This window comes from Ruegeria sp. BC1 (genome assembly GCF_056539305.1).
This window is the reverse complement of sequence record NZ_JBQFUT010000004.1, coordinates 267,181-291,817: the sequence shown is the minus strand read 5'-3', so window position 1 is coordinate 291,817 and position 24,637 is coordinate 267,181. Positions and strand designations below refer to the sequence as shown.

24 protein-coding genes are annotated in these 24,637 nt (G+C 58.1%); 17 read left to right on the top strand and 7 right to left on the bottom strand.

Annotation, left to right across the window (positions count from 1 at the left end):
- Nucleotide 1 precedes the first annotated feature (1 nt).
- The 3 genes from ACR0IY_RS11500 to secA form a co-directional block, all read right to left on the bottom strand.
- A complete protein-coding gene (locus ACR0IY_RS11500; protein ID WP_480673337.1) occupies nucleotides 2-1,558 on the bottom strand; it encodes a phosphate ABC transporter substrate-binding/OmpA family protein in 1,557 nt (518 codons plus the stop codon).
- Between the two features lie 24 nt (nucleotides 1,559-1,582).
- Entirely contained in the window at nucleotides 1,583-2,506 is a 924-nt protein-coding gene (locus tag ACR0IY_RS11495; RefSeq protein ID WP_480673336.1) for a hypothetical protein, read from the bottom strand.
- Nucleotides 2,507-2,606: 100 nt separating this feature from the next.
- Nucleotides 2,607-5,324 (bottom strand): preprotein translocase subunit SecA, encoded by a 2,718-nt coding sequence (gene secA / locus ACR0IY_RS11490; protein ID WP_480673334.1) that lies wholly within the window; start codon nucleotides 5,322-5,324, stop codon nucleotides 2,607-2,609.
- A 176-nt stretch (nucleotides 5,325-5,500) separates the two neighbouring features.
- Here secA and ACR0IY_RS11485 point away from each other — a divergent pair, with 176 nt between their 5' ends.
- The 3 genes from ACR0IY_RS11485 to mutT are packed head-to-tail and all read left to right on the top strand — an operon-like array spanning nucleotide 5,501 to nucleotide 7,976.
- Complete coding sequence (locus tag ACR0IY_RS11485) at nucleotides 5,501-6,349, top strand: peptidylprolyl isomerase (RefSeq protein ID WP_480673332.1); 849 nt, start codon at nucleotides 5,501-5,503, stop codon at nucleotides 6,347-6,349.
- A gap of 5 nt (nucleotides 6,350-6,354) precedes the next feature.
- Entirely contained in the window at nucleotides 6,355-7,581 is a 1,227-nt protein-coding gene (gene argJ / locus ACR0IY_RS11480) for a bifunctional glutamate N-acetyltransferase/amino-acid acetyltransferase ArgJ (RefSeq protein ID WP_480673330.1), read from the top strand.
- Nucleotides 7,578-7,976, top strand: coding sequence for an 8-oxo-dGTP diphosphatase MutT (gene mutT / locus ACR0IY_RS11475; RefSeq protein WP_480673328.1), 399 nt, complete (start codon nucleotides 7,578-7,580; stop codon nucleotides 7,974-7,976). The genes argJ and mutT overlap by 4 nt, the downstream gene beginning before the upstream one ends.
- A gap of 118 nt (nucleotides 7,977-8,094) precedes the next feature.
- On the opposite strand, the gene ACR0IY_RS11470 is transcribed toward mutT, so the two are convergent.
- The gene (locus ACR0IY_RS11470) at nucleotides 8,095-8,469 is read right to left on the bottom strand and encodes a hypothetical protein (RefSeq protein ID WP_480673326.1); all 375 of its coding nucleotides are present in this window, start codon (nucleotides 8,467-8,469) and stop codon (nucleotides 8,095-8,097) included.
- A gap of 280 nt (nucleotides 8,470-8,749) precedes the next feature.
- Between ACR0IY_RS11470 and ACR0IY_RS11465 the strand changes: the two genes are divergently transcribed.
- From ACR0IY_RS11465 to ACR0IY_RS11410, 12 genes are all read left to right on the top strand, one after another.
- Nucleotides 8,750-10,741: an AMP-binding protein gene (locus tag ACR0IY_RS11465; protein WP_480673324.1), complete on the top strand. Its 1,992-nt coding sequence runs from the start codon at nucleotides 8,750-8,752 to the stop codon at nucleotides 10,739-10,741.
- 147 nt (nucleotides 10,742-10,888) lie between these two features.
- Nucleotides 10,889-11,707 (top strand): ABC transporter ATP-binding protein, encoded by an 819-nt coding sequence (locus tag ACR0IY_RS11460; RefSeq protein WP_480673322.1) that lies wholly within the window; start codon nucleotides 10,889-10,891, stop codon nucleotides 11,705-11,707.
- On the top strand, nucleotides 11,700-12,245 hold the full coding sequence (locus ACR0IY_RS11455) for a hypothetical protein (protein ID WP_480673320.1): 546 nt from the start codon (nucleotides 11,700-11,702) through the stop codon (nucleotides 12,243-12,245). Before ACR0IY_RS11460 ends, ACR0IY_RS11455 begins: the two co-directional genes overlap by 8 nt.
- Nucleotides 12,245-13,231: a branched-chain amino acid ABC transporter permease gene (locus ACR0IY_RS11450; RefSeq protein WP_480673318.1), complete on the top strand. Its 987-nt coding sequence runs from the start codon at nucleotides 12,245-12,247 to the stop codon at nucleotides 13,229-13,231. The genes ACR0IY_RS11455 and ACR0IY_RS11450 overlap by 1 nt, the downstream gene beginning before the upstream one ends.
- The gene (locus ACR0IY_RS11445) at nucleotides 13,232-13,495 is read left to right on the top strand and encodes a hypothetical protein (RefSeq protein WP_480673316.1); all 264 of its coding nucleotides are present in this window, start codon (nucleotides 13,232-13,234) and stop codon (nucleotides 13,493-13,495) included.
- The gene (locus tag ACR0IY_RS11440; protein WP_480673314.1) at nucleotides 13,483-13,740 is read left to right on the top strand and encodes a hypothetical protein; all 258 of its coding nucleotides are present in this window, start codon (nucleotides 13,483-13,485) and stop codon (nucleotides 13,738-13,740) included. Before ACR0IY_RS11445 ends, ACR0IY_RS11440 begins: the two co-directional genes overlap by 13 nt.
- 3 nt (nucleotides 13,741-13,743) lie before the next feature.
- Nucleotides 13,744-14,820 carry a branched-chain amino acid ABC transporter permease gene (locus ACR0IY_RS11435; RefSeq protein ID WP_480673312.1) on the top strand — a complete coding sequence of 359 codons (1,077 nt, stop codon included), beginning with the start codon at nucleotides 13,744-13,746 and terminating at the stop codon, nucleotides 14,818-14,820.
- 74 nt (nucleotides 14,821-14,894) lie between these two features.
- Complete coding sequence (locus tag ACR0IY_RS11430; protein WP_480673310.1) at nucleotides 14,895-16,178, top strand: ABC transporter substrate-binding protein; 1,284 nt, start codon at nucleotides 14,895-14,897, stop codon at nucleotides 16,176-16,178.
- 67 nt (nucleotides 16,179-16,245) lie between these two features.
- Complete coding sequence (locus tag ACR0IY_RS11425; RefSeq protein WP_480673308.1) at nucleotides 16,246-17,079, top strand: ABC transporter ATP-binding protein; 834 nt, start codon at nucleotides 16,246-16,248, stop codon at nucleotides 17,077-17,079.
- Between the two features lie 19 nt (nucleotides 17,080-17,098).
- Nucleotides 17,099-18,319 (top strand): phenylacetate--CoA ligase family protein, encoded by a 1,221-nt coding sequence (locus ACR0IY_RS11420; RefSeq protein ID WP_480673305.1) that lies wholly within the window; start codon nucleotides 17,099-17,101, stop codon nucleotides 18,317-18,319.
- A gap of 122 nt (nucleotides 18,320-18,441) precedes the next feature.
- Nucleotides 18,442-20,106 (top strand): ABC transporter permease, encoded by a 1,665-nt coding sequence (locus ACR0IY_RS11415; RefSeq protein WP_480673303.1) that lies wholly within the window; start codon nucleotides 18,442-18,444, stop codon nucleotides 20,104-20,106.
- 76 nt (nucleotides 20,107-20,182) lie between these two features.
- Complete coding sequence (locus ACR0IY_RS11410) at nucleotides 20,183-20,533, top strand: DUF2794 domain-containing protein (RefSeq protein ID WP_480673301.1); 351 nt, start codon at nucleotides 20,183-20,185, stop codon at nucleotides 20,531-20,533.
- On the opposite strand, the gene ACR0IY_RS11405 is transcribed toward ACR0IY_RS11410, so the two are convergent.
- The 3 genes from ACR0IY_RS11405 to ACR0IY_RS11395 all read right to left on the bottom strand — a co-directional run bounded on the left by ACR0IY_RS11405 (nucleotide 20,530) and on the right by ACR0IY_RS11395 (nucleotide 23,099).
- Entirely contained in the window at nucleotides 20,530-21,267 is a 738-nt protein-coding gene (locus ACR0IY_RS11405; RefSeq protein ID WP_480673299.1) for an NlpC/P60 family protein, read from the bottom strand. The genes ACR0IY_RS11410 and ACR0IY_RS11405 overlap by 4 nt on opposite strands.
- Nucleotides 21,264-22,646, bottom strand: coding sequence for a leucyl aminopeptidase family protein (locus ACR0IY_RS11400; protein WP_480673297.1), 1,383 nt, complete (start codon nucleotides 22,644-22,646; stop codon nucleotides 21,264-21,266). Before ACR0IY_RS11400 ends, ACR0IY_RS11405 begins: the two co-directional genes overlap by 4 nt.
- A 63-nt stretch (nucleotides 22,647-22,709) precedes the next feature.
- Complete coding sequence (locus tag ACR0IY_RS11395; protein WP_480673528.1) at nucleotides 22,710-23,099, bottom strand: hypothetical protein; 390 nt, start codon at nucleotides 23,097-23,099, stop codon at nucleotides 22,710-22,712.
- 144 nt (nucleotides 23,100-23,243) lie between these two features.
- Here ACR0IY_RS11395 and ACR0IY_RS11390 point away from each other — a divergent pair, with 144 nt between their 5' ends.
- Together ACR0IY_RS11390 and ACR0IY_RS11385 are read left to right on the top strand one after the other, a co-directional pair.
- Nucleotides 23,244-23,894, top strand: a complete 651-nt coding sequence (locus ACR0IY_RS11390; protein ID WP_480673295.1) for a carbonic anhydrase — start codon at nucleotides 23,244-23,246, stop codon at nucleotides 23,892-23,894.
- 105 nt (nucleotides 23,895-23,999) lie between these two features.
- Nucleotides 24,000-24,536 (top strand): SRPBCC family protein, encoded by a 537-nt coding sequence (locus ACR0IY_RS11385; protein ID WP_480673293.1) that lies wholly within the window; start codon nucleotides 24,000-24,002, stop codon nucleotides 24,534-24,536.
- The last annotated feature ends 101 nt before the right edge of the window (nucleotides 24,537-24,637 follow it).

The window sequence follows — 24,637 nt, the reverse complement described above, 5'->3', positions numbered from 1 at the left end:
GTCACTGGACCCAGACTTCGACCCGTCGGTTGATCTTGCGGCCCCAATCCGTGTCGTCGCAGGCCATTGGCATCGCTTCGCCAAAGGCATCGACTTCCAATTCGATGCTGTCCGGTATCGCGGTCTCGACGGCTGCCAGCACTGCGTTGCGCACCGTTTTGGCGCGCAACAGAGCAATGCGGGTATTGGCCGTTGCGGCACCGTCCCCGTCGCTGAAACCGACGAAAACCAACTTGCGGGCGCCCAATGTTCCCGCCTCAAGTAACTGTGCCAGTTGCCCGATATTCGAACGGGATTGTGCGTCGGGACGTGACGAGCCAGACTCGAACCGGAAGGTCAGGGACAGCCGCGACATCGGCCGTAACGTCGCGATCATACGCTGTAATTCATCCAACCCAACCTCGGCCCCGCCCGAAGCGAGGGCGTTTGCAAGCCTGTTGCCCTGCAGGTCGATCGGCATCATCTCAGGGGCCTGATCAACAAAACCTGCTTGGCGGACTGCTAGCTGCGCCTCGGCGCTTTGGGTATAGGCCAGAAATTGTCGCGCGATCCGTGGCAGGCGGCGGTCCGGCAGGTACAGAAACATCGGTGAGGTGAGGGGATAATCCTCGGTCTTGATCGCTTGCCGTGTCGGGGCCAAAGCGTGCCCGCAGCCGCCGGTCAGAGGCAATGAGCGCACGCCTTCCGACTCGGACTGACTTGCGATTCCAATGCCAAAGGGATCATCTGCTACAGCGCGAACCAGATCGCTGCTGCGTTCATGCCGAATGACGGACTCTGAAAGGGTTGCTCTGGCAGGTGTCAGCAGCTGATCCTCGACTCCCTGCGCAAGTCCTGACCCGGCATCAGGCAGGTGCAGTGTAATCGGCGCGTCCGGGCCGCCGAGTGCAGACCAGTTGAAAATGTCTCCGGAAAACACCCGCGCCAAATCGTCAGGTGATATACGGCGCACCGGGTTGTCAGGGGCCACTATGGGCACCAGGGCATCCAGAGCCACAACCCGGGACCGGCGCGCAAGGGTCAGGTCGCCCAGTCCTGCGTTCCGGGCTGCCTCTTGTTCCTCGGGGCGAATTTCACGCAGGGCCATGACGATGTCGGTTTGATCTGTGACCAGATCGGAAAACCCCATGCCCGTATTTCCAATGTTGAAAAAGAACCGCCCAAGCGGTGCATCGCGACCGTCCATGTGCAGCTCAAACGTCAGATACGGTTCGTCTGAACGAATAGGGGTGATAGACAATCCTTCTTGTCTGGCAAACCCCATCAGCAGAGCGGGCAGCACGTTTTCGGCCATCGCCGACGATCCCGAGAATCGCAATTCGGCCACGAAATCGGTCAGATTGGGACAGGCGGGGCCGTCGCAGGTCACCCCTGATCCGTCTACGGTCAGCTCTCCGAACTGGGTGTCGACGCGGTAGAATTCGCCGTCGAAACCCAAAAGTGTCCCTGTCACCTCGACTTTGCCGTCATGGGACGTCAGCGTGATGTCCTGCGCCTGAACAGATGAGGCGAGCGTTGCTGAAAACAGCGCAGCCGTCGCCACACGAATTAATGTCATTGGAAAATCGAGCCTGCCTGCGGTTTAGTTTGCCGCGATTGTCAGGTTTTGGAGCAGATTATTCAACACCAGAAACTCTCCGGTTCTCGAACAGTCCGGCAAACTCAGTGTTAGGTCGCGCGACCGCAGGTTCCGATCCTCACGCAGTTCCAGCGACTGGACATTCAGATCCCTGCCGCAATTTTCCGCGGTGACTTCGGCTTCGATCGTCAGTTCGATTGAACCGGACTGGTCCGATCCTGCGGACGGGAAGGAATACACCTGGACGTTACGGGCATCCGCTAGTCCCGGCTGCGACAGGTGCACGACGCTGCCTGCGCCCTGCGAGTCCGGCTCGGCGGAAACGTGACCGGTGTCACCATAACTGGCGCCAAATTCCAGCGCGTGAATCTGAAGGTCGGTCTGCCCCTGCCATTGCAAGGCCACGCGGGAATACTGGTCGATGTCGGGGATGTGAGTGGTGGCGACAGTTCCCTGCTGATTTTCAAGTGAAATCAGGAAAATCGCATATTCCGACAGGGCCGGTATGGTCAATTCCAGCGTGCCGTTTGCGTCTGCCTGCTGGGTCACGGTCAAGCCACTGTGATGCACTTCGATCCGCTCATTGCCATGGCAGGGCGCCTTGACCGTCAACCGGGCGGCAGCGCCTGCAACGGCGCGGGCACGCGCGCTCAGCACACAGTCGGCACGGTCAGAGGGGGATGACCGGCCGGGTTTGTGGATTTGCTGCATCGCAGGATTATCGGCCTCTGTTTCGCGGCTGGGGGTCGAGGAGGTCAGAACGATACCCTCCAGCCCGGAAACAACCGAAGCCTGATTAGTGGCAACAGAAACAGAAGCCTGCTCAGCCTTGGGCTGTGCCGGATTCCCATTCTGCATCAGGTAACCAATAGCCAGCGCGCAAAAGACAGTGCCGCCGGTGGTTACGTAGTTCTTTATTACAAACAAGACACCCTCCCCAGTTGAAGGAGCGAGTCGCATCATGATTCTGAATCACGGCCAATGTGTGGCCGTGAGGCGGACTCAATGTGTTTGAATCATGATGACGTTAGGTCAAGCGGCCATGACAATGCTTGAATTTCTTGCCGGACCCGCAGGGGCAGGGATCGTTCCGCGACGGGTTGCCCCATGTGCTTGGATCATCTTCGACAAAGCCCGGGCGCGCATCACCAGAGGCCTGAGCTTCGGCCACGGCTTCGGCTCGGCCAGCGGCCTGATCGACCGCCTGTTGCGCCTGTGCCTGCTGCGCCGCCATCTGCGCCAACATCTCGCGCTGTTCCTCTTCGGTCAGCGGGCGCACGCGCGACAATTGCTGAGTCACCGTTTCGCGCAAGGAATCCAGCATCCCTTCGAACAGCTGGAAACTTTCGTTCTTATATTCGTTCAGCGGGTCGCGCTGGGCATAGCCGCGAAAACCTACGACCGAACGTAGATGCTCCAGCGTCAGCAGATGTTCGCGCCATTTGCTGTCGATAGTCTGCAGCAGAACCTGCTTTTCAATGTTGCGCATGTTCTCGGGGCCGAATGCCACGGCCTTTTGCGCCATCATCTCGTCTGCGGCGTTGACCAGACGCTCGCGCACCTGCTCGTCATCCACGCCTTCCTCGGCGGCCCAGTCCTGAACGGGCGCGTCAATGGTCAGCTTGTCCTTGATCGCTTCGTGCAGGCCGTCGGTGTCCCACTGATCGGCATAGGATTTCGGCGGCATGTATTCGTCGATCAGATCGTCGATCACCTGTTCGCGCATGTCCGACACGATCTCGGACAGATCGCCCGAGGACATGATCTCGCGCCGCTGGCTGAAAACCACTTTCCGTTGATCATTCATCACGTCGTCAAATTTCAGGACGTTCTTGCGCATGTCAAAGTTGCGGCCTTCGACCTTGGACTGCGCGCGTTCCAGCGACTTGTTCACCCAAGGGTGGACGATCGCCTCGCCCTCTTTCATGCCCAGCGTGGTCAGGACCTTGTCGAGCCGTTCCGAGCCGAAGATGCGCATCAGGTCGTCTTCCAGGCTCAGGTAGAACACCGTGCGACCCGGATCGCCCTGTCGGCCCGAGCGGCCCCGCAGCTGGTTGTCGATGCGACGGCTTTCGTGGCGCTCGGACGCCATCACATAGAGACCACCGGCCTCCAGCACCTTGTCTTTCTCTTCCGCGTGGCGCGCTTCTTCAGCGGCGCGCAGTTCGGATGGGTCGGCCTCGGGGTTCTCGGCCAGTGCTTGCAGAACTTTCATTTCCACATTGCCGCCCAGCTGAATGTCGGTACCGCGCCCGGCCATGTTGGTGGCGATGGTCACAGCACCCAGACGGCCCGCATCGGCAACGATCTGCGCCTCTTGCTCGTGCTGGCGGGCGTTCAGAACGTTGTGTTCGATGCCCTCTTTTTGCAGCAGCTGGCTGAGCAGTTCGGACTTTTCGATCGAAGTGGTGCCCAGCAGAACCGGCTGGCCTTTTTCCTGCGCCTTTTTGGTTTCTTCGATCATTGCGCCGTATTTCTCGCCTGCGGTGCGATAAACCTGATCGTCCTCGTCCACCCGGGCAATCGGTTTGTTGGTCGGAACCTCGACCACGCCCAGGCCGTAGATTTCGGCAAATTCCTCAGCCTCGGTCAGCGCGGTACCGGTCATGCCGCCCAGCTTGTCATAAAGGCGGAAATAATTCTGGAAGGTCACGCTGGCCAGCGTCACGTTTTCTGGCTGAATCTGCACGCCTTCCTTGGCTTCGATGGCCTGATGCAGGCCTTCGGACAGGCGGCGGCCCGGCATCATCCGGCCGGTGAATTCGTCAATCAGAACCACGTTGCCGTCACGCACGATATAGTCCTTGTCGCGCGTGAACAGCTTGTGCGCCCGCAGTCCCTGGTTGACGTGGTGCACGACCGTGGTGCTTTCGGGATCATAAAGCGAATGGCCTTCGGGGATCAGGCCGGCAGCAATCAGTTGCTGCTCCAGAAACTCGTTGCCTTCATCGGTGAAGGTCACGTTGCGGGACTTCTCATCCAGCGAGAAGTGATCGTCCTGCAAGGACGGGATAAGCCCATCGATGGCGGTATACAGGTCCGAGCGGTCCTGCGACGGGCCGGAAATGATCAGCGGCGTCCGCGCCTCGTCGATCAGGATCGAGTCGACCTCGTCCACGATCGCGAAATTGTGGTATTTCTGGTAAATCTGATCCAGATCCGCCTTCATATTGTCGCGCAGATAGTCGAACCCCAGCTCATTATTGGTGGCATAGGTCACATCGCAGCCGTACGCTGCCATTTTCTCTGCATCGGGCTGGCCGGACCAGATCACGCCGGTTGTCATGCCGACGGCGGCGAATACCTTGCCCATCCATTCCGAGTCGCGCTTGGCCAGATACTCGTTCACCGTGACCACATGCACGCCCTTGCCGGTCAGTGCGTTCAGATAAGCCGGGAAGGTGGCAACCAGCGTCTTGCCCTCACCCGTCTTCATTTCCGAGATGTTACCCTGATGCAGGAACGCGCCGCCCATCAGCTGTACGTCAAAGGCGCGCAGGCCCAATGCACGCTTGGCGCCCTCGCGGACGTTGGCAAACGCTTCGGGCAGCAGGTCGTCCAGACCTTCACCGTCCAGCGCGCGCTTGCGCAGCTCGGTGGTCTTTTCGATCAGCCCGTCGTCGGTGAGTTTTTCGAACTCGGGTTCCAGCGCGTTGATCTTTTCGATCAGGGGGCGGGTCGCCTTGATCTTGCGGTCGTTCGGTGTTCCGAACACCTTTTTGGCGAGTGTTCCGAGTCCCAGCATGTTCACTCCAGCGGATCTGTTCTTGTCTTGGTTGCGACAGGCTTGCCCACCTTGCGCGCAACCCATAGATACGGGGGGTGAAAGGCGGCCCTGTCCAAGGCTTCAAAGCGATGTAAGCGGCAGGTTCCAGAGTGTCAACGCTGCGCCCTGTCGCGGCAAAGAAATAGGATGATTCCATGCCCAAAGGCCTCACTTTTCTGCCATCGCTGGCGCTTGCTGCCGTGATGGCCCTGCCGCTGGCCGCCGAAACCAAACCCGACGCTGGCACCGTCATCGCCCGTGTGAATGGCAACGAGATCACATTGGGTCACATCATCGCCACCGTTGCCGCGCTGCCCGAGCAATATAAGCAGATCGAAGATGATGTTCTGTACGAATTGATCGTCGACCAGCTTATTCAGCAGGAATTGCTGGGTCAGCAGCAGGAGGAGCTGAACAAACTGAACACGTTGGCGTTGGAGAACGAGACACGTTCCATGCGCGCGGTTCAAACCGCCAACACACTGTTTGAGGAAATCCTGACAGATGAGGCGATTCAGGCTGCGTACGATACTCGTTTTGCTGATTTCGAAGGAACCGATGAGTTCAACGCCAGCCATATCCTTGTCGCCTCTGAAGATGAAGCTAACGAGATCAAGGCCCAATTGGATGACGGCGCAGATTTCGCCGAACTGGCCAAAGAGAAATCCACCGGCCCATCCGGCCCGAACGGTGGTGAGCTGGGCTGGTTCGGTCCGGGCCAGATGGTGCCGGAATTCGAAGCAGCGGTGACCGGTCTGGAAAAAGGCCAAGTGTCCGACCCAGTGCAAACTCAGTTTGGTTGGCACGTGGTTACGCTGAACGACAAACGTAAATCCGAAGCCCCCTCGCTGGAAGCCGTGCGGGGTGAACTGACGCAGAAATTGCAGCAAGATGCCATTCAGGCCCAGGTTGACGAGCTGACACAGCAGGCGCAGATCGAACGACCGGAAACCGAGGGCGTAGGCCCTGAAGCGATGCGTCAGATCGAGCTGATTCAGGAGTAGGACCTTTGGCCGAGATTACCAAGGTTTCCCCGCTGGCCCCAGCGGCCTTTCCCGATCTGCCCGCGATTGATGGTGTGCGTTTCGCCACCGTCGAAGCGGGCGTGCGTTACCAGGGTCGTACAGATGTGATGCTGGCTGTGCTGGATCCAGGCACCTCGGTGGCGGGCGTGTTCACCCGCTCGGCCACCCGTGCCGCGCCGGTGCTGGATTGTCAGGACAAGATTGGTGGTCCCTGTGACGGACCGGCGGCGATCTTGGTAAACTCGGGCAACGCCAATGCGTTTACGGGGCATTTCGGCCAAACATCGGTGGCCGAGGTAACGCAAGCCGTATCCAAGGCCACCGGCGTTTCGGTCGAGCGGGTCTTCACCTCATCCACCGGTGTGATCGGCGAGCCGCTGCCCCATGATCGGATCACCGCTCAGCTTGAGGCGCTGAAAGCGGGGCTCAGCCGCCACGCGATCGAGGATGCTGCCCGCGCCATCATGACCACCGACACCTTCCCGAAAGGGGCATCGGCGCAAGTCGAGATTGATGGCAAAACAGTCTCTATTTCGGGGATTGCGAAAGGGTCTGGCATGATCGCGCCGGATATGGCGACGATGCTGGTCTATATCTTCACCGATGCCAAGATCGACCAAGCGGCCCTGCAATCGACGCTGGGGGAGCAGACGGATCGCACCTTCAACTGCATCACCGTGGACAGCGATACGTCGACTTCGGATGCCCTGCTTTTGTGCGCAACCGGCGCATCGGGCGTGGATGTCACCGATAATGTCAAATTTGCCGAGGCGTTGGAAAGCGTGATGTTGGATCTGGCGCAGCAGGTGGTACGCGACGGTGAGGGGGCCACGAAATTCGTAGAAATCCGCGTGACCGGGGCAGCCTCGGACGCGGATGCCAAGGTGCATGGGTTGGCAATTGCAAACTCGCCACTGGTTAAAACCGCGATTGCGGGTGAAGACCCCAATTGGGGCCGCGTGGTCATGGCCATCGGAAAATCGGGAGCGGCTGCGGATCGCGATCTGCTGAGCATTTCATTCGGTGACATCCTGGTGGCCGAAAAAGGCTGGGTCAGCCCTGAGTACAGCGAAGACGCAGCCGCCGCCTATATGAAGGGCCAGAATCTGGCGATTTCGGTCGATCTGGGGCTGGGGCAGGGCAAATCCACCGTTTGGACCTGCGATCTGACCCACGGCTATATCGAGATCAACGCGGATTATCGCTCGTGAAAACAGTTCTTGTCTCAGCCGTCGCCCTGATCGACATCGAGGGCCGGGTGCTGCTGGCCCAACGCCCCGAAGGCAAATCCATGGCCGGTCTGTGGGAATTCCCCGGCGGCAAGATCGAACCCGGCGAAACCCCCGAGGCCGCTCTGATCCGTGAATTGCACGAGGAACTGGGCATCGACACCTGGGCCTCGTGCCTCGCACCGCTGACTTTCGCCAGCCACAGCTACGACGAATTCCACCTGCTGATGCCCTTATTTGCCTGCCGCAAATGGGAAGGCATCCCGCAGTCGAAAGAAGGACAGGCGCTGAAATGGGTGCGGGCAAATGATTTGCGGAATTATCCGATGCCTGCGGCGGATGTGCCGTTGATCCCGATCTTGCGGGATTGGTTGTAACTTTAGAATAAAACAAGCCGCCCAGTGACTCTACTGGACGGCACGCGTGCTATAAGAAATCGGCTACTCGGGTTGTTTTGCCTGTGCCGCTTGGTCGCGGGATACCTCCACACTCAGTTTATGCAAGTCCCTGCGGAGAGCTTCCGGGGTCTGCCGGTTCTGGCAACAAGAACATCGAAATGAGCGAGGACAATGCGAACCAGAGCTGCGTTACAACAATAATGAGCAGACCAACATTACCCAGCAATGGTACGCCAGACCCCGCAGGGCGCGTGTCCGTGAATGCAGCAAGCAGGAACAGCGACAGACCCAGTGCCCAGCCAAGACCAGCGATCCAGAACTTTCGGATTTGTTTGTCGTAAACTTCCTTGTAACCTGGATCATTCCTGCGCCAGACATAAGCCATGAGAATTGCAATGAACGTGGTCATAATGGCTACGAGGCTTGCGGTATATAATGCCCAAACAATGGTAGGCTTTGTTTTTGTTGACATCTTTTCCTCTAATATTCTTGTTTAATCTCCTTTCTACCTAAGCTTGAGTAAGCCGGTTTTGTGACTGCTTCTGGCCATTTTTTTGACGGCCATTTATTGAAAGGTATGAGGGATATCTGTTTCACCTCTAAGAACCCTCCCTCTGCACCTGTTACAATTCGTAAGAATTGAGAAAACATCAGGCAAAACTTGACGCTGATCTTTTCGCCTGTCCCTATTGGGGCATTGGCGTTCGGGTTTACAACCTGGACCCGCATTTCCGCCCCGGAAAAGGGTGCGGATGGGGAGGAGAGAAAGCGTGACTCAGACGCAGTCGGGCGCTGAAGGGTTGGACTCCCTTCCGGCGCTGTTACACCGCAATGTGGCGCAGTTTGGCGATGCCCCGGCCTATCGGGAAAAGGAATTCGGCATCTGGCAATGCTGGACGTGGGCCGAGGCGGCGAAAGAAATCCGTGCCATCGCGCTAGGATTTCTGGAGCTGGGCGTTGAGAAAGGCGACCATATTGCAGTCATAGGCCGCAATCGCCCAGCGCATTACTGGTCGATGGTTGCGGCGCAGATGGTGGGGGCGGTTCCGGTTCCGCTCTATCAGGATTCCGTGGCCGAAGAGATGGCCTATGTGCTGGAACATTGCGGCGCTAAATACGTGGTCTGCGGCGATCAGGAGCAGGTCGACAAGGTCATCGAGATTCAGGAAAACCTGCATCAGGTCAAACACATCCTCTACACCGACAAGCGCGGGATGCGGAAATACGACCACTCTCAGATGAACGCGCTGGCGGATATCATGGCCGAGGGCAGCGCTGGCCATGCCCGGTTCGATGCCGAGCTGGACAAGCGCATCGCGGCGATCACCTATGACGACACCTGCGTGATGCTCTATACCTCGGGCACCACGGGCAAGCCCAAGGGCGTGGTGCTGTCGAACCGAAACGTGATCGAAAGCGCCAAGAACTCGGCCGATTTCGATCATCTGACCCGGAAAGAAGACATCCTGTCCTACCTGCCGATGGCTTGGGTGGGGGACTTTATCTTTTCCATCGGACAGGCCTATTGGTGCGGGTTTTGCGTGAACTGCCCCGAAAGCGCGGATACGATGATGACCGATCTGCGCGAGATCGGGCCGACCTATTTTTTTGCTCCGCCGCGTGTGTTCGAAACCCAGTTGACCAATGTGATGATCCGCATGGAGGACGCAGGTAAGCTGAAGCAGCGCATGTTCCATCACTTCATGGCGCATGCTAAAAAGGTTGGCGGTCTGCTGCTGGACGGTAAGCAGGTCGGCTTTACAGATCGGATGAAATATGCGCTGGGCAACCTGCTGGTCTACGGTCCGCTTAAGGATACCTTGGGTTATGGCCGGTTCCGGGTGGGCTATACAGCAGGTGAAGCGATCGGGCCTGAGATTTTCGATTTCTACCGCTCGTTGGGCATCAATTTGAAGCAGCTTTATGGCCAGACCGAGGCCACTGTTTTCATCACCGTGCAACCCGATGGCGAAGTGCGCGCCGATACGGTCGGTGTGCCCGCCCCGGATGTGGAACTGAAGATCGACGACCAGGGCGAGATTCACTACCGCTCGCCCGGGGTGTTTGTCGAATACTACAACAACCCCGACTCGACGGCCTCGACCAAGGATGCCGAAGGGTGGGTGGCCACCGGCGATGCCGGGTTCATCGAGGAAAGCAGCGGCCATCTGCGCATTATCGACCGCGCCAAGGACGTTGGAAAAATGGCGGACGGGTCGATGTTCGCGCCCAAATACGTCGAGAACAAGCTGAAGTTCTATCCTGATATTCTCGAAGTCGTTCTGTTCGGCAATGGCCGGGATCACTGCGTTGCTTTCATCAATATTGACCTGACGGCGGTGGGAAACTGGGCCGAACGCAATAACGTGGCCTATGCATCCTACCAGGAACTGGCGGGCCATCCCCGTGTGTTAGAGACGATTAAGGGCCATGTGGAAGAGGTGAACAAATCCGTCGCGGCCGATGAAATGCTGTCGGGCTGTCAGGTGCATCGCTTTGTGGTGCTGCACAAGGAACTGGATGCCGATGACGGTGAGATGACGCGTACGCGCAAGGTGCGCCGCGGTTTTGTCGAGGAAAAGTTCCACGACATCATCGCCGCGCTTTACGACGGGTCCGAGACCATCTCAACCACAACCGAAGTGACCTATGAGGATGGTCGCAAGGGGGCGATTTCCGCGACGCTGGAGATCGTGGATGCGCCGGTTGTTGCGACGACTCAGCACAAGGTGGCGGCGGAATGAGGAAACCTCTGCCGTACCCAATACTCGCGCTTGGCGTCTTAGCTCTTGGCTTCGGCCTGTTCTCAAAGGGACTCGGCGTGGAGCCATTATTAATTGCAGCAGGCGTCGTGCTTTTGGGCGTTGGAGTCGGTCTCCGGAGAAAATCAAATGCTGGATAATTCCGAAGGATATACCACCGAAGATGGCCGTAAGATCGGCGGTGTGGTGATGGAGATGAAGAACATCACCCTGCGTTTCGGCGGTGTGGTGGCGATCAAGGATATCTCGTTTGATATTCGCGAGGGCGAGATCCGCGCCATCATCGGGCCGAACGGGGCGGGTAAGTCCTCGATGCTGAACGTGATCTCGGGGTTTTATGTCCCACAAGAGGGAGAGGTCTGGTTTCATGGGTCAAAGCGCCCGCCAATGCGCCCCTATGAGGTGGCGCGGCAGGGGATCGCGCGGACATTTCAGAACATCGCCCTGTTCGAAGGCATGAGTGTGCTCGATAACGTAATGACCGGGCGGCTGAACTTCATGAAGACCAACATCTTTCAGCAAGCACTGTGGAAAGGCAAGGCCGAGGCGGAAGAGGTCGAAAACCGTGAGGCGGTCGAAAAGATTATCGATTTCCTTGAAATCCAGCACATCCGAAAAACACCGGTGTCTCGCCTGCCTTACGGCTTGAAAAAGCGCGTCGAACTGGCCCGCGCTCTGGCGGCGGAACCCAAGCTGTTGCTGCTAGATGAACCGATGGCGGGCATGAATGTGGAAGAGAAAGAGGACATGAGCCGCTTTATCCTCGACGTGAATGACGAATTCGGCACCACCATCGCTCTGATTGAACACGACATGGGCGTGGTGATGGACCTGAGCGACCGAGTTGTGGTGATGGATTACGGCAAAAAGATCGGCGACGGCACACCGGACGAGGTGCGCAGCAATCAGGAGGTCATCGACGCCTATCTGGGGGTAAGCCATGACTAAACTCTCTTTGCTGACTTTTTTAGCCTTGTTTGCAAATTGCGCCGTTGCAGATCCTGTGGAAGCTACCCTCGCGCTTTTCAAAAATGAGTGCACAGATCCTTTGGCAGACGGGGTGAAGCCAGATGTTTCCAGCTTTTATGCATGGAAGGATCAGGAAATTACACAACTTTCCGACCAGCTTGGACTACAACCCGACGGCTTTCAGTTTTGGACCCCCGACGAAACACAAGACATTCTGATTTGGTCTGATGCTAACCCAGTCTGTCAGGTTATTCACATCGGCTATGATACTGAAACGGTGCAAAAGTTTTGGCCTGTAGTCGTGTCCGACTCTCAACTTAGGAGCAATTCCAAGCCGTATTCTCAAGATAGTGTCGGGGGATTTGGGTCTAAGAAAGTTTCCAGTAATGAATTCGTACAAGTCTCGTTTCAGTTTCGCGACTTTGGCCGTCCCGGAGCCACTCTGACAATGCTCACCGCAGTTAGAGTCGGGCAAACCCCAGCATCTTGTGATCTTTTCCCAGAGGAGTGCGAATAATGCCTGAACAACTCGTATTCGCGATGGAGGTCATTCTCAACGGTTTGATGGCTGGGGTGCTTTATGCTTTGGTCGCGCTGGGCTTTGTTCTGATCTACAAGGCGTCGGGGATTTTCAACTATGCGCAAGGGGTTATGGCCCTGTTTGCGGCGATGACGCTGGTTGGGATCATGAACGGGCAGGTGCCCTTTGCACATCTGGTTAACGCGATTTTCGGTACGCATATCCACAATTTCGGCTGGAACGTGCCTGCGCTTCTGGCCATCATCCTGACGATGGGCGTCATGGTGCTGCTAGCCTGGGCGGTGCAGCGGTTTGTCATGCGCCATCTGGTCGGGCAGGAACCGATTATCCTGTTTATGGCGACCATCGGTCTGGCTTATTTCCTTGAGGGCGTGGCCGACCTGATGTGGGGGTCAGAGATCAAAACGCTGGATGTCGGTCTGCCGCAGGGTATCAACCTATGGATTGATGAAAGCACCTATAACATCTTCGGTTACGGCTTTTTCATCGACAATCTGGACATCGTGGCGACGATCATAGCCGCGCTTCTGGTGGCGGCTTTGGTCGCGTTCAGCCAGTACACCAAGCAGGGCCGCGCGATGCGCGCAGTGGCGGATGACCATCAGGCGGCACTGTCGGTTGGGATATCGCTGAACTTCATCTGGATCATGGTCTGGTCGGTGGCCGGCTTCGTGGCGCTGGTCGCCGGTATCATGTGGGGCACCAAATCGGGGGTGCAGTTCTCGCTGTCGCTGATCGCTCTCAAGGCGCTGCCGGTGCTGATGCTGGGCGGCTTCACCTCGATCCCCGGAGCGATTGTCGGTGGGCTGATCATCGGCGTGGGCGAGAAGCTGTTCGAGTTCGCCATCGGCCCTATGGTCGGCGGCGCGACCGAGAACTGGTTTGCCTATGTTTTGGCGTTGATCTTCCTGGTGTTCCGCCCGCAAGGTCTCTTCGGTGAGAAAATTATCGAGAGAGTATAAATGGATAAGCTGGAACCCCTCTTCAAAACGTTGCCAATTGCATTGTTGGCCTATGGCTTCGCACGGTCACTTGGTGACTGCTTTGAGTTTAACCTATCTGGTTCAAGCATTGCGATGCCTGGCGATACAGCATGGGAGATGAGGATGTTGCTCATAGTGAGTTATCTACGAGCGTTGGATTCGCTGTTCTTCTACGCAGCTTTTGCCGCTGTTGTGCATTGGCTGAATGCCAAAAGCCATGGGGTCGCTGCATGTCCAAACTGATCGCCATTATCAACGTGATCGCCTGGGCCGGGTTCTGGGCGTTTGGCTACATCGCCCTTACCTCGGATGATCTGACCGAAAGACAGTTGGTTGTCGCAGCGATTCTGGCTTTTGCCGGGCTGGTCACGGGCATTCTGGCTTACATGAAACTGGTGCGCGGCTCTGAGGCGAGCGGGTATGCCAAAGGCTCCAACCAACTGGATGTTGAGGCTCGCAACCGGGCGCAGAACGAGTGGGGGAAATAAGCCATGTTCTACCGTGAAGCCGGGGATTTCAAAACCTCTTACGTGGGTGACAGCCAGACCTTCCCGATCAAGTTCGATCGATACAGGTACTATGTCGTGCTGGCGGTGGCATTCGGGATCATTCCTTTCATCGTCAATGATTATTGGGCAAATGCGCTGCTGCTGCCTTTTCTGATTTATGCCATTGCTGCCATCGGATTGAATATTCTTGTGGGCTATTGCGGTCAGGTTTCGCTGGGCACCGGCGGGTTCATGGCCGTGGGGGCATATGCTTGTTACAAGCTGATGACCGCGTTCCCGGATGTCAGCATGTTCATTCATGTGATCCTTGCGGGCGGGATTACTGCCATTGTGGGCGTGCTGTTCGGCCTGCCGTCCCTTCGGATCAAAGGATTCTATCTGGCGGTGGCTACGCTGGCGGCGCAATTTTTTCTGGTGTGGCTGTTCAACAGGGTGCCGTGGTTTTACAACTATTCGGCTTCGGGCCAGATCAACGCGCCCGAGCGGGACGTGTTCGGCATCATCATTACCGGCCCGAACGCGTCGGCTTGGGCGACGTATCTGTTCTGTCTGATCTTTCTGACCGTTTGCGCCCTGATTGCGCGTAATCTGACACGCGGCACCACAGGGCGCTCGTGGATGGCGATCCGCGATATGGATATCGCCGCCGAGATCATCGGGGTGAACCCTCTGAAAGCTAAACTGACCGCTTTTGCCGTTAGTTCCTTCTTTGTCGGTATCTCGGGCGCGTTGTTTTTCTCGGTCTACCTAGGGGCAGTCGAAGTCGGCGAGGCTTTTGGCATTCAAAAGTCATTCCTGGTGCTGTTCATGGTGATTATCGGTGGATTAGGGTCTATTTTCGGATCTTTTGCAGGTGCCGCCTTTCTGGTTCTGTTACCCGTGGTCCTGAAGGTGGTCGGGGCCGACTGGCTGGGGTGGCCCACCGATATCGTGGCACATCTGCAACTGGTGATCGTCGGTGCGCTGATCATCCTGTTCCTGATCCTGGAACCGCATGGGCTGGCCCAGCTGTGGCGCGTCGCGAAAGAGAAACTCAGACTCTGGCCGTTCCCGCATTGATCGGTGGCCCAACAAATAAAGACGGGTGCAAAGCCCGAAACCAACATCGGACCAACCAAGGGAGGAGACACCCGATGAAGACGAAACTGGCAACCATGGCGCTGGGCGCCCTGATGGCCGCGACACCGGCGCTGGCCGATCTGGTCATCCCATCGCTCAGCTATCGCACCGGACCGTTTGCGGCTGGCGGCATTCCATTTGCCGATGGTTATGCGGATTATTTCACGATGCTGAATGAACGCGACGGTGGTATCGGGGGCGTACCGGTGCGCATGATCGAATGCGAAACCGGGTACACGACGGAAAAAGGCGTTGAGTGTTACGAGGCCACAAAGAACGAAGGGTCTCTGGTATATCAACCTTTGTCGACAGGGATAACCTATCAGCTGATCCCAAAGGTATCAGCAGACGGCATCCCACTTCACACAATGGGATATGGCCGAACATCGGCGGCGAACGGTGAGATCTTTGAATGGGTCTTCAACTATCCGGCCAACTACTGGAACGGTGCGTCGGGTGCGATCAACCACCTGCTGGAGGAAAACGGCGGGGATCTGAGCGGCAAGAAAGTCGCGCTGGTCTATCACAACTCGTCTTACGGAAAGGAACCGATCCGCACTTTGGAAGAATTGTCCAAAAAGCATGGGTTCGAACTGTCGCTGTTGCCGGTCGATTCACCCGGTCAGGAGCAGAAATCACAATGGCTGCAAATCCGCCGGGACCGGCCCGACTATGTCTTGCTGTGGGGCTGGGGCGTGATGAACCAGGTCGCCATTCAGGAGGCCGCAAACATCCGGTTCCCGATGGAGAACATGATCGGCATCTGGTGGTCGGGTGCGGAACCGGACGTCATCCCCTCGGGTGAGGCATCCAACGGGTACAAGGCGCTGGCCTTCACCGCGACGGGCGATGGTTTCCCGGTGTTCGAGGACATTCAGAAATACGTCCACGATGCAGGTAAGGCTGCAGGGGCTGGCGATAAGGTCGGCACGGTCCAGTACAACCGCGCGGTTTACGCAGCAATGCTGGCAGCCGAGGCGATCCGAACTGCTCAGGAAATCCACGGCGTCGATGAGATCACGCCTGCGATGATGCGGGATGGGATGGAAGCGCTAAACATTACCGAAGACAGAATGGCCGAACTTGGCATGAGCGGCTTTGGCCCGACCTTCGAGGTCAGCTGTGAAAACCACGGTGGACCGGGGCTTGTGGGTGTCAGCCAATGGGATGCCGCCGCGCAGGAATGGAATGTCATTTCGGACTTTAAGCCAACCGATGGCGACGTGATCGGCGCGCTGGTCGCCGAGGATTCGGCGGCTTATGCGGCTGAAAACAACATCGAACCGCGTTGCAACTAAGGCAACTCTCTGCTTCGGGGCGGCGCGTTGCCGCCCCGGCGAAACACAGGCATGAGGACACGCGCTGATGCTGGATGCGGCACAAACCACCGATGTACAGGCCGAGACCCTGCTTGAGGTCAACAATATCGAGGTGATCTACAACCACGTGATCCTCGTCCTGAAAGGGGTCAGTCTGACTGTGCCCAAGGGGGGTATTACCGCGCTTCTGGGCGGCAACGGCGCAGGCAAGACCACGACGCTCAAGGCGGTGTCCAATCTGCTGCATTCAGAACGGGGCGAGGTCACCAAAGGATCGATCAAATACCGTGGTCAGAACGTGCATGAAAGCGACCCTGCCGATCTGGTGGAAAAGGGCGTCATTCAGGTGATGGAAGGCCGCCATTGTTTTGAACATCTGACGGTCGAAGAAAACCTGTTGACCGGCGCCTATACCCGCAAGGATGGAAAGGCGGCGATCCAGCAGGATCTGGACCTTGTGTATACCTATTTCCCGCGCCTCAAGGAACGCCGTCGATCTCAGGCAGGCTATACCTCGGGTGGGGAACAGCAGATGGTCGCGATGGGCCGGGCGCTGATGTCGCGGCCCGAGACAATCCTGTTGGACGAACCATCGATGGGACTGGCGCCGCAGCTGGTAGAAGAGATTTTTGGCATTGTGAAAGACTTAAACGAGAAAGAGGGCGTTTCGTTCCTGCTGGCCGAACAGAACACCAATGTGGCTCTAAGGTTTGCGCATTACGGCTATATTCTGGAATCGGGTCGCGTGGTGATGGATGGTCCGGCGGCCGATCTGCGCGAGAACCCGGATGTGAAAGAGTTCTACCTGGGCATGTCCGATGAGGGGCGCAAAAGCTTCCGTGACGTGCGCTCGTATCGCCGTCGCAAGAGGTGGCTGTAACCGGATGGAGGATCTGGCCATGACGAAACATTACGACGCGCTCGAGACCCGCTCAGCCGATCAGCGTGCCGCCGATCAGGCACAGACGCTGCGCCTTCAGATCGAACGAGCTCTTACAGCCCCGGGTTTTACCGCCCATTTGGCGGGGGTCGACGCGGGCGCAGTGACGTCGGTCGACGAATTGGTGAACCTGCCGGTCCTACGTAAATCTGATCTGGCGCAGGCACAGGCGGCACGCCCGCCTTTTGGCGGTTTCACGGTCAAACCGGCGCGGCATTTCCATCACGTGTTTCAATCTCCGGGGCCGATTTACGAACCCGGCAGCACCGACCCGGATTGGTGGCGCATGGGGCGATTCCTGCACGCGGCAGGAGTGGGACCGGGCGATATCGTGCAGAATTGTTTTGGCTATCACTTGACCCCGGCTGGGATGATTTTTGAAAGCGGCGCAAGGGCGGTGGGGGCCGCGGTCCTGCCTGCCGGCACCGGACAGACCGAGTTGCAGGTGACCGCCGCACGTGACGTAGGATGCACGGCTTATGCCGGGACACCGGATTATCTTAAGGTGATTTTGGACAAGGCCGATGAGATGGGCGTTGCTCTGAACTTCACAAAATCGGTTGTCGGCGGCGGCGCTCTGTTCCCTTCGTTGCGTCAGGAGTATGCCGACCGGGGAATTTCCTGCCTGCAATGCTATGCCACCGCCGATCTGGGCAACATCGCGTATGAAAGCCCGGCGATGGAAGGGATGATCATCGACGAACATGTCATCGTCGAGGTTGTCACCCCCGGCACCGGCAACCCGGTAACCCCGGGTGAAGTGGGGGAGGTCGTAGTGACCTCGCTCAACCCCGATTACCCTCTGATCCGGTTTGCCACCGGTGATCTGTCCGCCATCCTGCCGGGCCAGTCGCCCTGTGGCCGCACCAATCTTCGGATCAAGGGTTGGATGGGCCGGGCCGACCAGACCACCAAGATCAAGGGCATGTTTGTGCGCCCCGAACAGGTGGCGGCGCTGGTCGACAAGCACGAGGAGATCGTCAAAGCCCGCGTCATCGCTGCCCGTCAGGGCGAAATGGACACGATGACCGTTCAGATCGAAAGCCCGTGTGACGATGATCTGACCTATGCCAAGTCCGTGGTCGAGGTTTTGAAACTGAAAGGCGCGATCGAGGTCGTCGCCCCCGGATCCCTGCCCAAGGACGGCCTGGTGATCGAGGATCAGCGGGTTTACGAGTGACCGCTGAAGGCAGCTCTGCGGCAGAATGCGCCGCAGAATTGTTGCGCCGCACACTGGTGTTTCTTAGCATTTTGGTCGATTAAAGGCGGACGCAGCGCCTTTTGCCTGTCACAACTGGAAACATGGCCGAAATCGAATATTCAGAACATGGAACGCGCAATCGGGGCGTGTTTGGCACCCGGTTGGTGGCCACGGTGGCCTATCTGGTGGCGGCCGCTTGCCTGCTGCCGATGATCGGGGTTGTTTTGGCAGCGGTGACGGGCGGAACGGATACGATCTCGCATCTGCTTGATACGGTTTTGCCTGGTTATGCGCTAACGACGCTGATTCTGGTGGTTCTGGTGGCCGTGGGGACATTTTCCATCGGTGTTGGTGCGGCGTGGCTGGTGACCATGACCCGGTTCCCAGGTGTGCGTTTTCTGGAAATCGCGTTGGTCCTGCCGCTGGCCTTTCCTGCCTATGTGCTGGCCTATGCCTATACCTTTATTTTGGATCACCCCGGGATCGTCCAGGCCACTCTGCGCGATGTGACTGGGTGGGGTCCGCGCGACTATTGGTTCCCTGAGATCCGCTCGACCGAGGGTGCGGCGATCATGCTGATCCTCGTGCTGTACCCCTATGTCTACCTGCTGGCCCGCGCGGCGTTCCTGCAGCAAAGCGCCACCGCCTTTCTGGCTGCCCGCGCGTTGGGTAAAAGCCCGTGGCTGGCGTTCTGGCACGTGTCGCTTCCGATGGCCCGCCCGGCGATTGCCGGGGGCGTCTTGCTGGCCATCATGGAGACCATCGCCGACTTTGGCACGGTCGCCTATTTCGGCGTGCAAACCTTTGCCACCGGTATCTATACCAGCTGGTTCTCGATCGGAGACCGCGCCGCTGCCGCGCAACTGGCCCTGTGCCTGCTAGGCTTTGCGCTGTTGTTGGCGGTGGTCGAACGTATGCGGCGCGGTAAGGCGAAATATTACCAGGCCGGCAAAAGCCATGCGGCGTTGCCCTCTGCTAAATTGAAGGGCTGGCAGGCTATTGCGGGCTTCACACTCTGCGTCATCCCGGTGTTTCTGGGTTTCGTGCTGCCCGTGATCATCCTGGTGTTGATGGGGCTGGAATCCGAGCAGAACCTGTTGTCGCGTCGCTATGTCGGTTTCATCCAGAACTCGCTGACGCTGGCAGGCACGGCCGCAGTGGTCACTGTGTTTGCGGCGATCTGCGTCGGCTTCTTTCAACGGTTGCGGCCGGGTCGGGGCTCGGCCGCCGCAGGGTATCTGGCGCGGTTGGGCTATGCGGTGCCGGGTGGCGTAATCGCTGTGGGTCTGATGGTGCCCTTTGCCAGTTTTGACAACGCGCTGGACGCGTGGATGCGAGAAACCTTCGATATCTCGACCGGGCTGCTGGTCACAGGGTCCATCTGGCTGCTGATTGCGGCCTATATGGTGCGTTTTCTGGCGGCCGCGCTCAGCGCGTATGAAGGCGGGCAGAGCACGGTACACGCCAATATGGATGCGGCGTCACGATCGTTGGGTCAGACGCCGCTGGGTACCTTGCGCCGGGTCCATCTGCCGATTCTGACACCCTCGTTGCTGACGGCCCTTCTGATCGTTTTTGTCGACGTGATGAAAGAGCTGCCTGCGACCCTGATCATGCGGCCCTTTAACTTTGATACGCTGGCGGTTCAGGCCTATCGTCTGGCCTCGGACGAAAGGCTGGAAGGGGCTGCTGTTCCGTCCCTAGCCATCCTTGCCGTGGGGCTTTTGCCGGTGATTTTAATCTGCCGCCAAGTGGGGCGGCGTTAGCGCAGAGCGATCCAAAAATACCACACCATTTCGCGACGGGCTTGATTCAAACGCAATTTCCGGCAAGGCTGACGGTATGAACATGCAGCCTCCCAGCCGGTTTTCTGCAAACTCGGCCCAGATGCCCGTCGCGTTTAACCGGCACGAGATGTCTCATATCCTGTCCGTCTATGGCCGGATGGTCGCCGCCGGAGAGTGGCGGGATTACGGTATTTCCAACCTGCGCGACATGGCGGTGTTTTCCATTTTTCGACGGACGGCGGAGCATCCGATCTACCGCGTCGAAAAACACCCACACCTGCGCAAAAGGCAGGGGATGTATTCGGTGATCGGCATGGATGGCCGCATTTTAAAACGCGGCCATGACCTGCGTACCGTTTTGCGGGTACTTGAACGCAAGCTGATCCGATCGGTTGACCCGGATTAGAGCCGCTTATGAGCCGTAACCGGCCCGTCCCCCTGTTCCAGAATGCGCGTGATGGCCTGATCCAACGGCTCGAATGTCACATCCATGTGATAGGCGTTGGCGTGCAACAGCATGTTTTCACCATAAACCCACGCCACGTGACCCTTCCAGAACAGCAGATCGCCGTGTTTCGGCTCGGTGCCCTCCGGCAGGGCCTCACCCAGTTCACGTTCCTGATCGCCACTGTCGCCGGGGCAGGGCAGGCCACAGGCCAATAGCCCAGCCTGCACCAGACCGGAACAATCCAGACCAAACCGGCTGTTTCCGCCCCAAAGATAGGGCGTGCCCAGAAATAGTTCGGCTACAGCGACCGGGTCGGTCAGATGGGTCGCGTTGAGCTTTGCGTGCACGGCGGGAATAAAGCCCAGTTCCGTTTCCAGAAACCCGTTTTGGTTTGAATGCACCAGCACTTTGCTGCCGAAACTCAGCGTCATCAGATCGGGACTTTTCATGTCCGGCTGCGTATAGGCATGAGTTGATGGCGCGGTGATCCAATGGGTGTCCGGAACTGGTGCGCCCAAACAGTCCGAGGTCACCCAGCCGGGATAGCCATCCTTGTCCGAAGTCACACGGCTCCAATCCCTTTCGGTTTCGATTACGGTAACGCTGTCGCCATACAACAGCTGGCGGTCTCTCGGACCATCGGGGCTGCGCAACAGGTCCACGACCGGTTTTATGATGCGTTGCTTGGTCATAGGTCCAAAATCTCGGGCAGGGCGGTCAGCAGGGCACGCGGGCCTTGCCCCAGACCACCTTTGCTGCGTCCGGGTGCTTTGCTGGGTTGCCAGGAATAGATGTCGAAATGCATGTAACGACGATCGCCCACAAATCGACGCAGGAACAGGGCAGCGGTGATCGATCCGGCAAAACCGCCCGAGGGCGCGTTGTCAAGATCGGCAATGCCCGGTTCGATCATCGCCTCGTATGGTTCGTGAAACGGCATCCGCCAGACTGGATCGGCGGCCTTTTCCCCGGCCCGCGCCAAGGCATCGGCGGCGCTGTCGTCATCGGTGTAGAAGGGGGCCAGGTCGCCCCCCACGGCCACCCGTGCCGCGCCGGTCAGTGTGGCCATCGAGATCACCATATCCGGTTCTCCTTCCTCAGCCAGTGCCAGCGCGTCGGCCAGCACCAGCCGCCCTTCGGCATCAGTGTTGTTAATCTCGACCGTCAGTCCCTTGCGGGAGGTCAGAATATCACCAGGGCGAAAGGCGTTCCCGGCCACTGAGTTTTCGACCGCCGGGACCAGCACCCGCAATTGCACCGGCAGATTAAGAGCCATGATCATCCGCGCCAGACCCAGCACATTGGCCGATCCGCCCATGTCCTTTTTCATCAGGGCCATCGAATTGCCGGGTTTCAGGTTCAGTCCGCCGGTATCAAAGCACACTCCTTTGCCAACCAGCGTCAGTTTGGGTCCAGTGGCGCCCCAATTCATCTCGATCAGGCGTGGTTCCTGCGCGGCGGCCCGGCCGACGGCGTGGATCATGGGAAAGTTCTGCTCCAGCAACTCATCCCCCCGGATCGTATCGCACGCGGCACCAAATTCCTGCGCCAGCGCCTCGGCTGCGGCTTGTAGCTGGTCCGGTCCCATATCCGCTGTGGGCGTGTTGACCAGATCGCGGGTCAGGGCCTCGGCCTGTGCCAGAACCTCGATCCGGGTGGCGTCGATCCCTTCTGGCGCGACGAGACGGGCGTTTGCCGGGGATTGCGTGGCGTAGCGGTCGAACGCATAGCCCGTCAGTATCCAACCCAGGCTTTCCATATCCTGCACGTCCTCGGGCAGGCCTGATGCGATGTAGTAATTCCCTTTGGGCAAAACATCGGCAGCGGCGGCCAACGGGAATCGCTTGCGCGCACGTTTGGCCGCGGTTCCATAGCCTGCAAGCGCGCTTTCTGGTGTCCCATCTGGGCCGGGGATCAAAGCGGTCTGACCCAGCGCCCCGGTGAAACCGCTAACTCGCACCCAGTTCACCACATTTTCCGACTGGCGGGACAGCCAGTCGTCCAGGTCGGGTTGTGCGATGATATGCAGCGGAAGAGACGGGTCAGAGGGCGAAGCAAAGGACAGAGTCATGGGTATCTCGGCTGGTTCGATTTGCGCCCAGCCTAGCCGCCCACGGCCTGTCCGCAAGCCCCGTCAGACCGAAAGGCCCTGCTGATCCCAGACCACTGTCAGCGATTTCTCACCCACCCGGATCAGCCGTGACAAAGTCGCCGCCGTGGCAACGGTATCTTCTGCATCTACGGACTGTGCCACGTCACCGGCCACACGGGCCAGCGCAACCATGCCTACCTGGTCCGCAATCGCCACCAGCGACCGCGCGCATTTGCGCAGGCCGGCCCAGTCACGTTGCCGCCAATGCCGTTCGCAGTTCGACAGACGAACGGCCAGTTCCTCGACCGTGCGGCACAACACGTCCAGCGCGTTTTTTTCCCCCAGCTGCCGGTACAACGCATTCAGTTGATCCGGGTCCAGACGGACCGTTTCCTTGTGTTCAAGCGTGATAACCTTATCCACCACATTCACCCCAAATCTATATGCCCCCACGGCATAATCAGACTTTGGCGATGAATTCCTTTGCAAAACCTTGCGTGGGCGCAGGATAATGGCTCGAATTTTCCGAGAATTCGGGCTAGAGCAACCCGCAGCGAACAAATCAGGGACACTCACATGGATCACGCCAAACCTCTGCCGAATTATCTGGTTCAACGGTATCATGGTTGGAAAGCCACGACTTATGCCGAAAATCAGGTCTGGTATCGCCGTCTGGCCACCGAAGGTCAGCGTCCGCGTGCGATGGTTATCTCGTGCTGTGACAGCCGGGTTCATGTCACCTCGATCTTTGGCGCTGATCAGGGTGAGTTCTTCATCCACCGCAATATCGCCAACCTTGTCCCCCCGTATGCCCCTGACGGGGATCACCACGGTACCAGTGCAGCGATCGAATATGCGGTTACCGCGCTGAAGGTCGCGCACCTGATCGTGTTGGGTCATTCACAATGCGGCGGTGTGCAGGGCTGTATCGACATGTGCAAAGGTCAGGCACCGCAGCTGGAGGCAAAAGAGAGCTTTGTCGGCCGCTGGATGGACATTCTGAAGCCGAAGTTTGAGCTGGTTTCGGATGTTGATGACAGCAACGACCAAGCGCGCCAGTTCGAACGTCAGGCAGTGGTGGCGTCGCTGGAAAACCTGATGACCTTCCCGTTTGTATCCTCGGCGGTCGAGGATGGCTCGCTCAGTTTGCATGGTCTGTGGACCGATATCGGCGAAGGTGGGTTGCAATGTTATGATCCGCAGGAAAAGAAGTTCGTGATCGTTTGAACAGCACGAACACCCAAGCAAAGTAAACGGCGCGGTATCAGGTCTCTGATTCCGCGTTGTTTTTTGATATGGTGTCCGCGTTCATTTTTGGATCAGGGGCGCATCATGCGATTCATTAAACGTATTTTGCTGACACTTCTTGTTCTCATTCTGGTTCTGCTCGGAGTGTCTTTTTTGCTGCCCGGCAAGGCCGAGGTGTCACGCAGTATCAAGATCGACGCTCCGGCCAATGCGATCTTTCCCTACGTGAACTCCATGCAGGAAACCGAGAAATGGTCACCCTGGCTGGCGCGCGACCCCGAGACAAAACTGGATTACAGTGGGCCAGAAGCAGGTGTCGGCAACACGTTGCAATGGAGTTCGGAGCATCCTCAGGTGGGGACGGGATCGCAGGAGATCGTCGAAAGCGTCTCGGACCAGATGGTCAGAACCGCCTTGGACTTCGGACAGATGGGGACTGCGTCGGCGTCGTTCGAACTGACACCAGAAGGGGATCAGACGCTGGTTACATGGGGGTTCGAATCCGATCTGGGCCTGAACCCCATGTCCCGCTGGATGGGCTTGATGATGGATGGCTGGGTTGGGGGTGATTACGAGCGCGGCCTGACCAACCTCAAGGGTCTTGTCGAAGGGGGCAGTTAATCCGTTCCACCTTGTTATTGTTGATATTTAGTGGGATTGAAAATGCCGACCGATCACGCCTCGGACGCACCATTTGGTTGGCAAGTTGCGGCCACTATAAA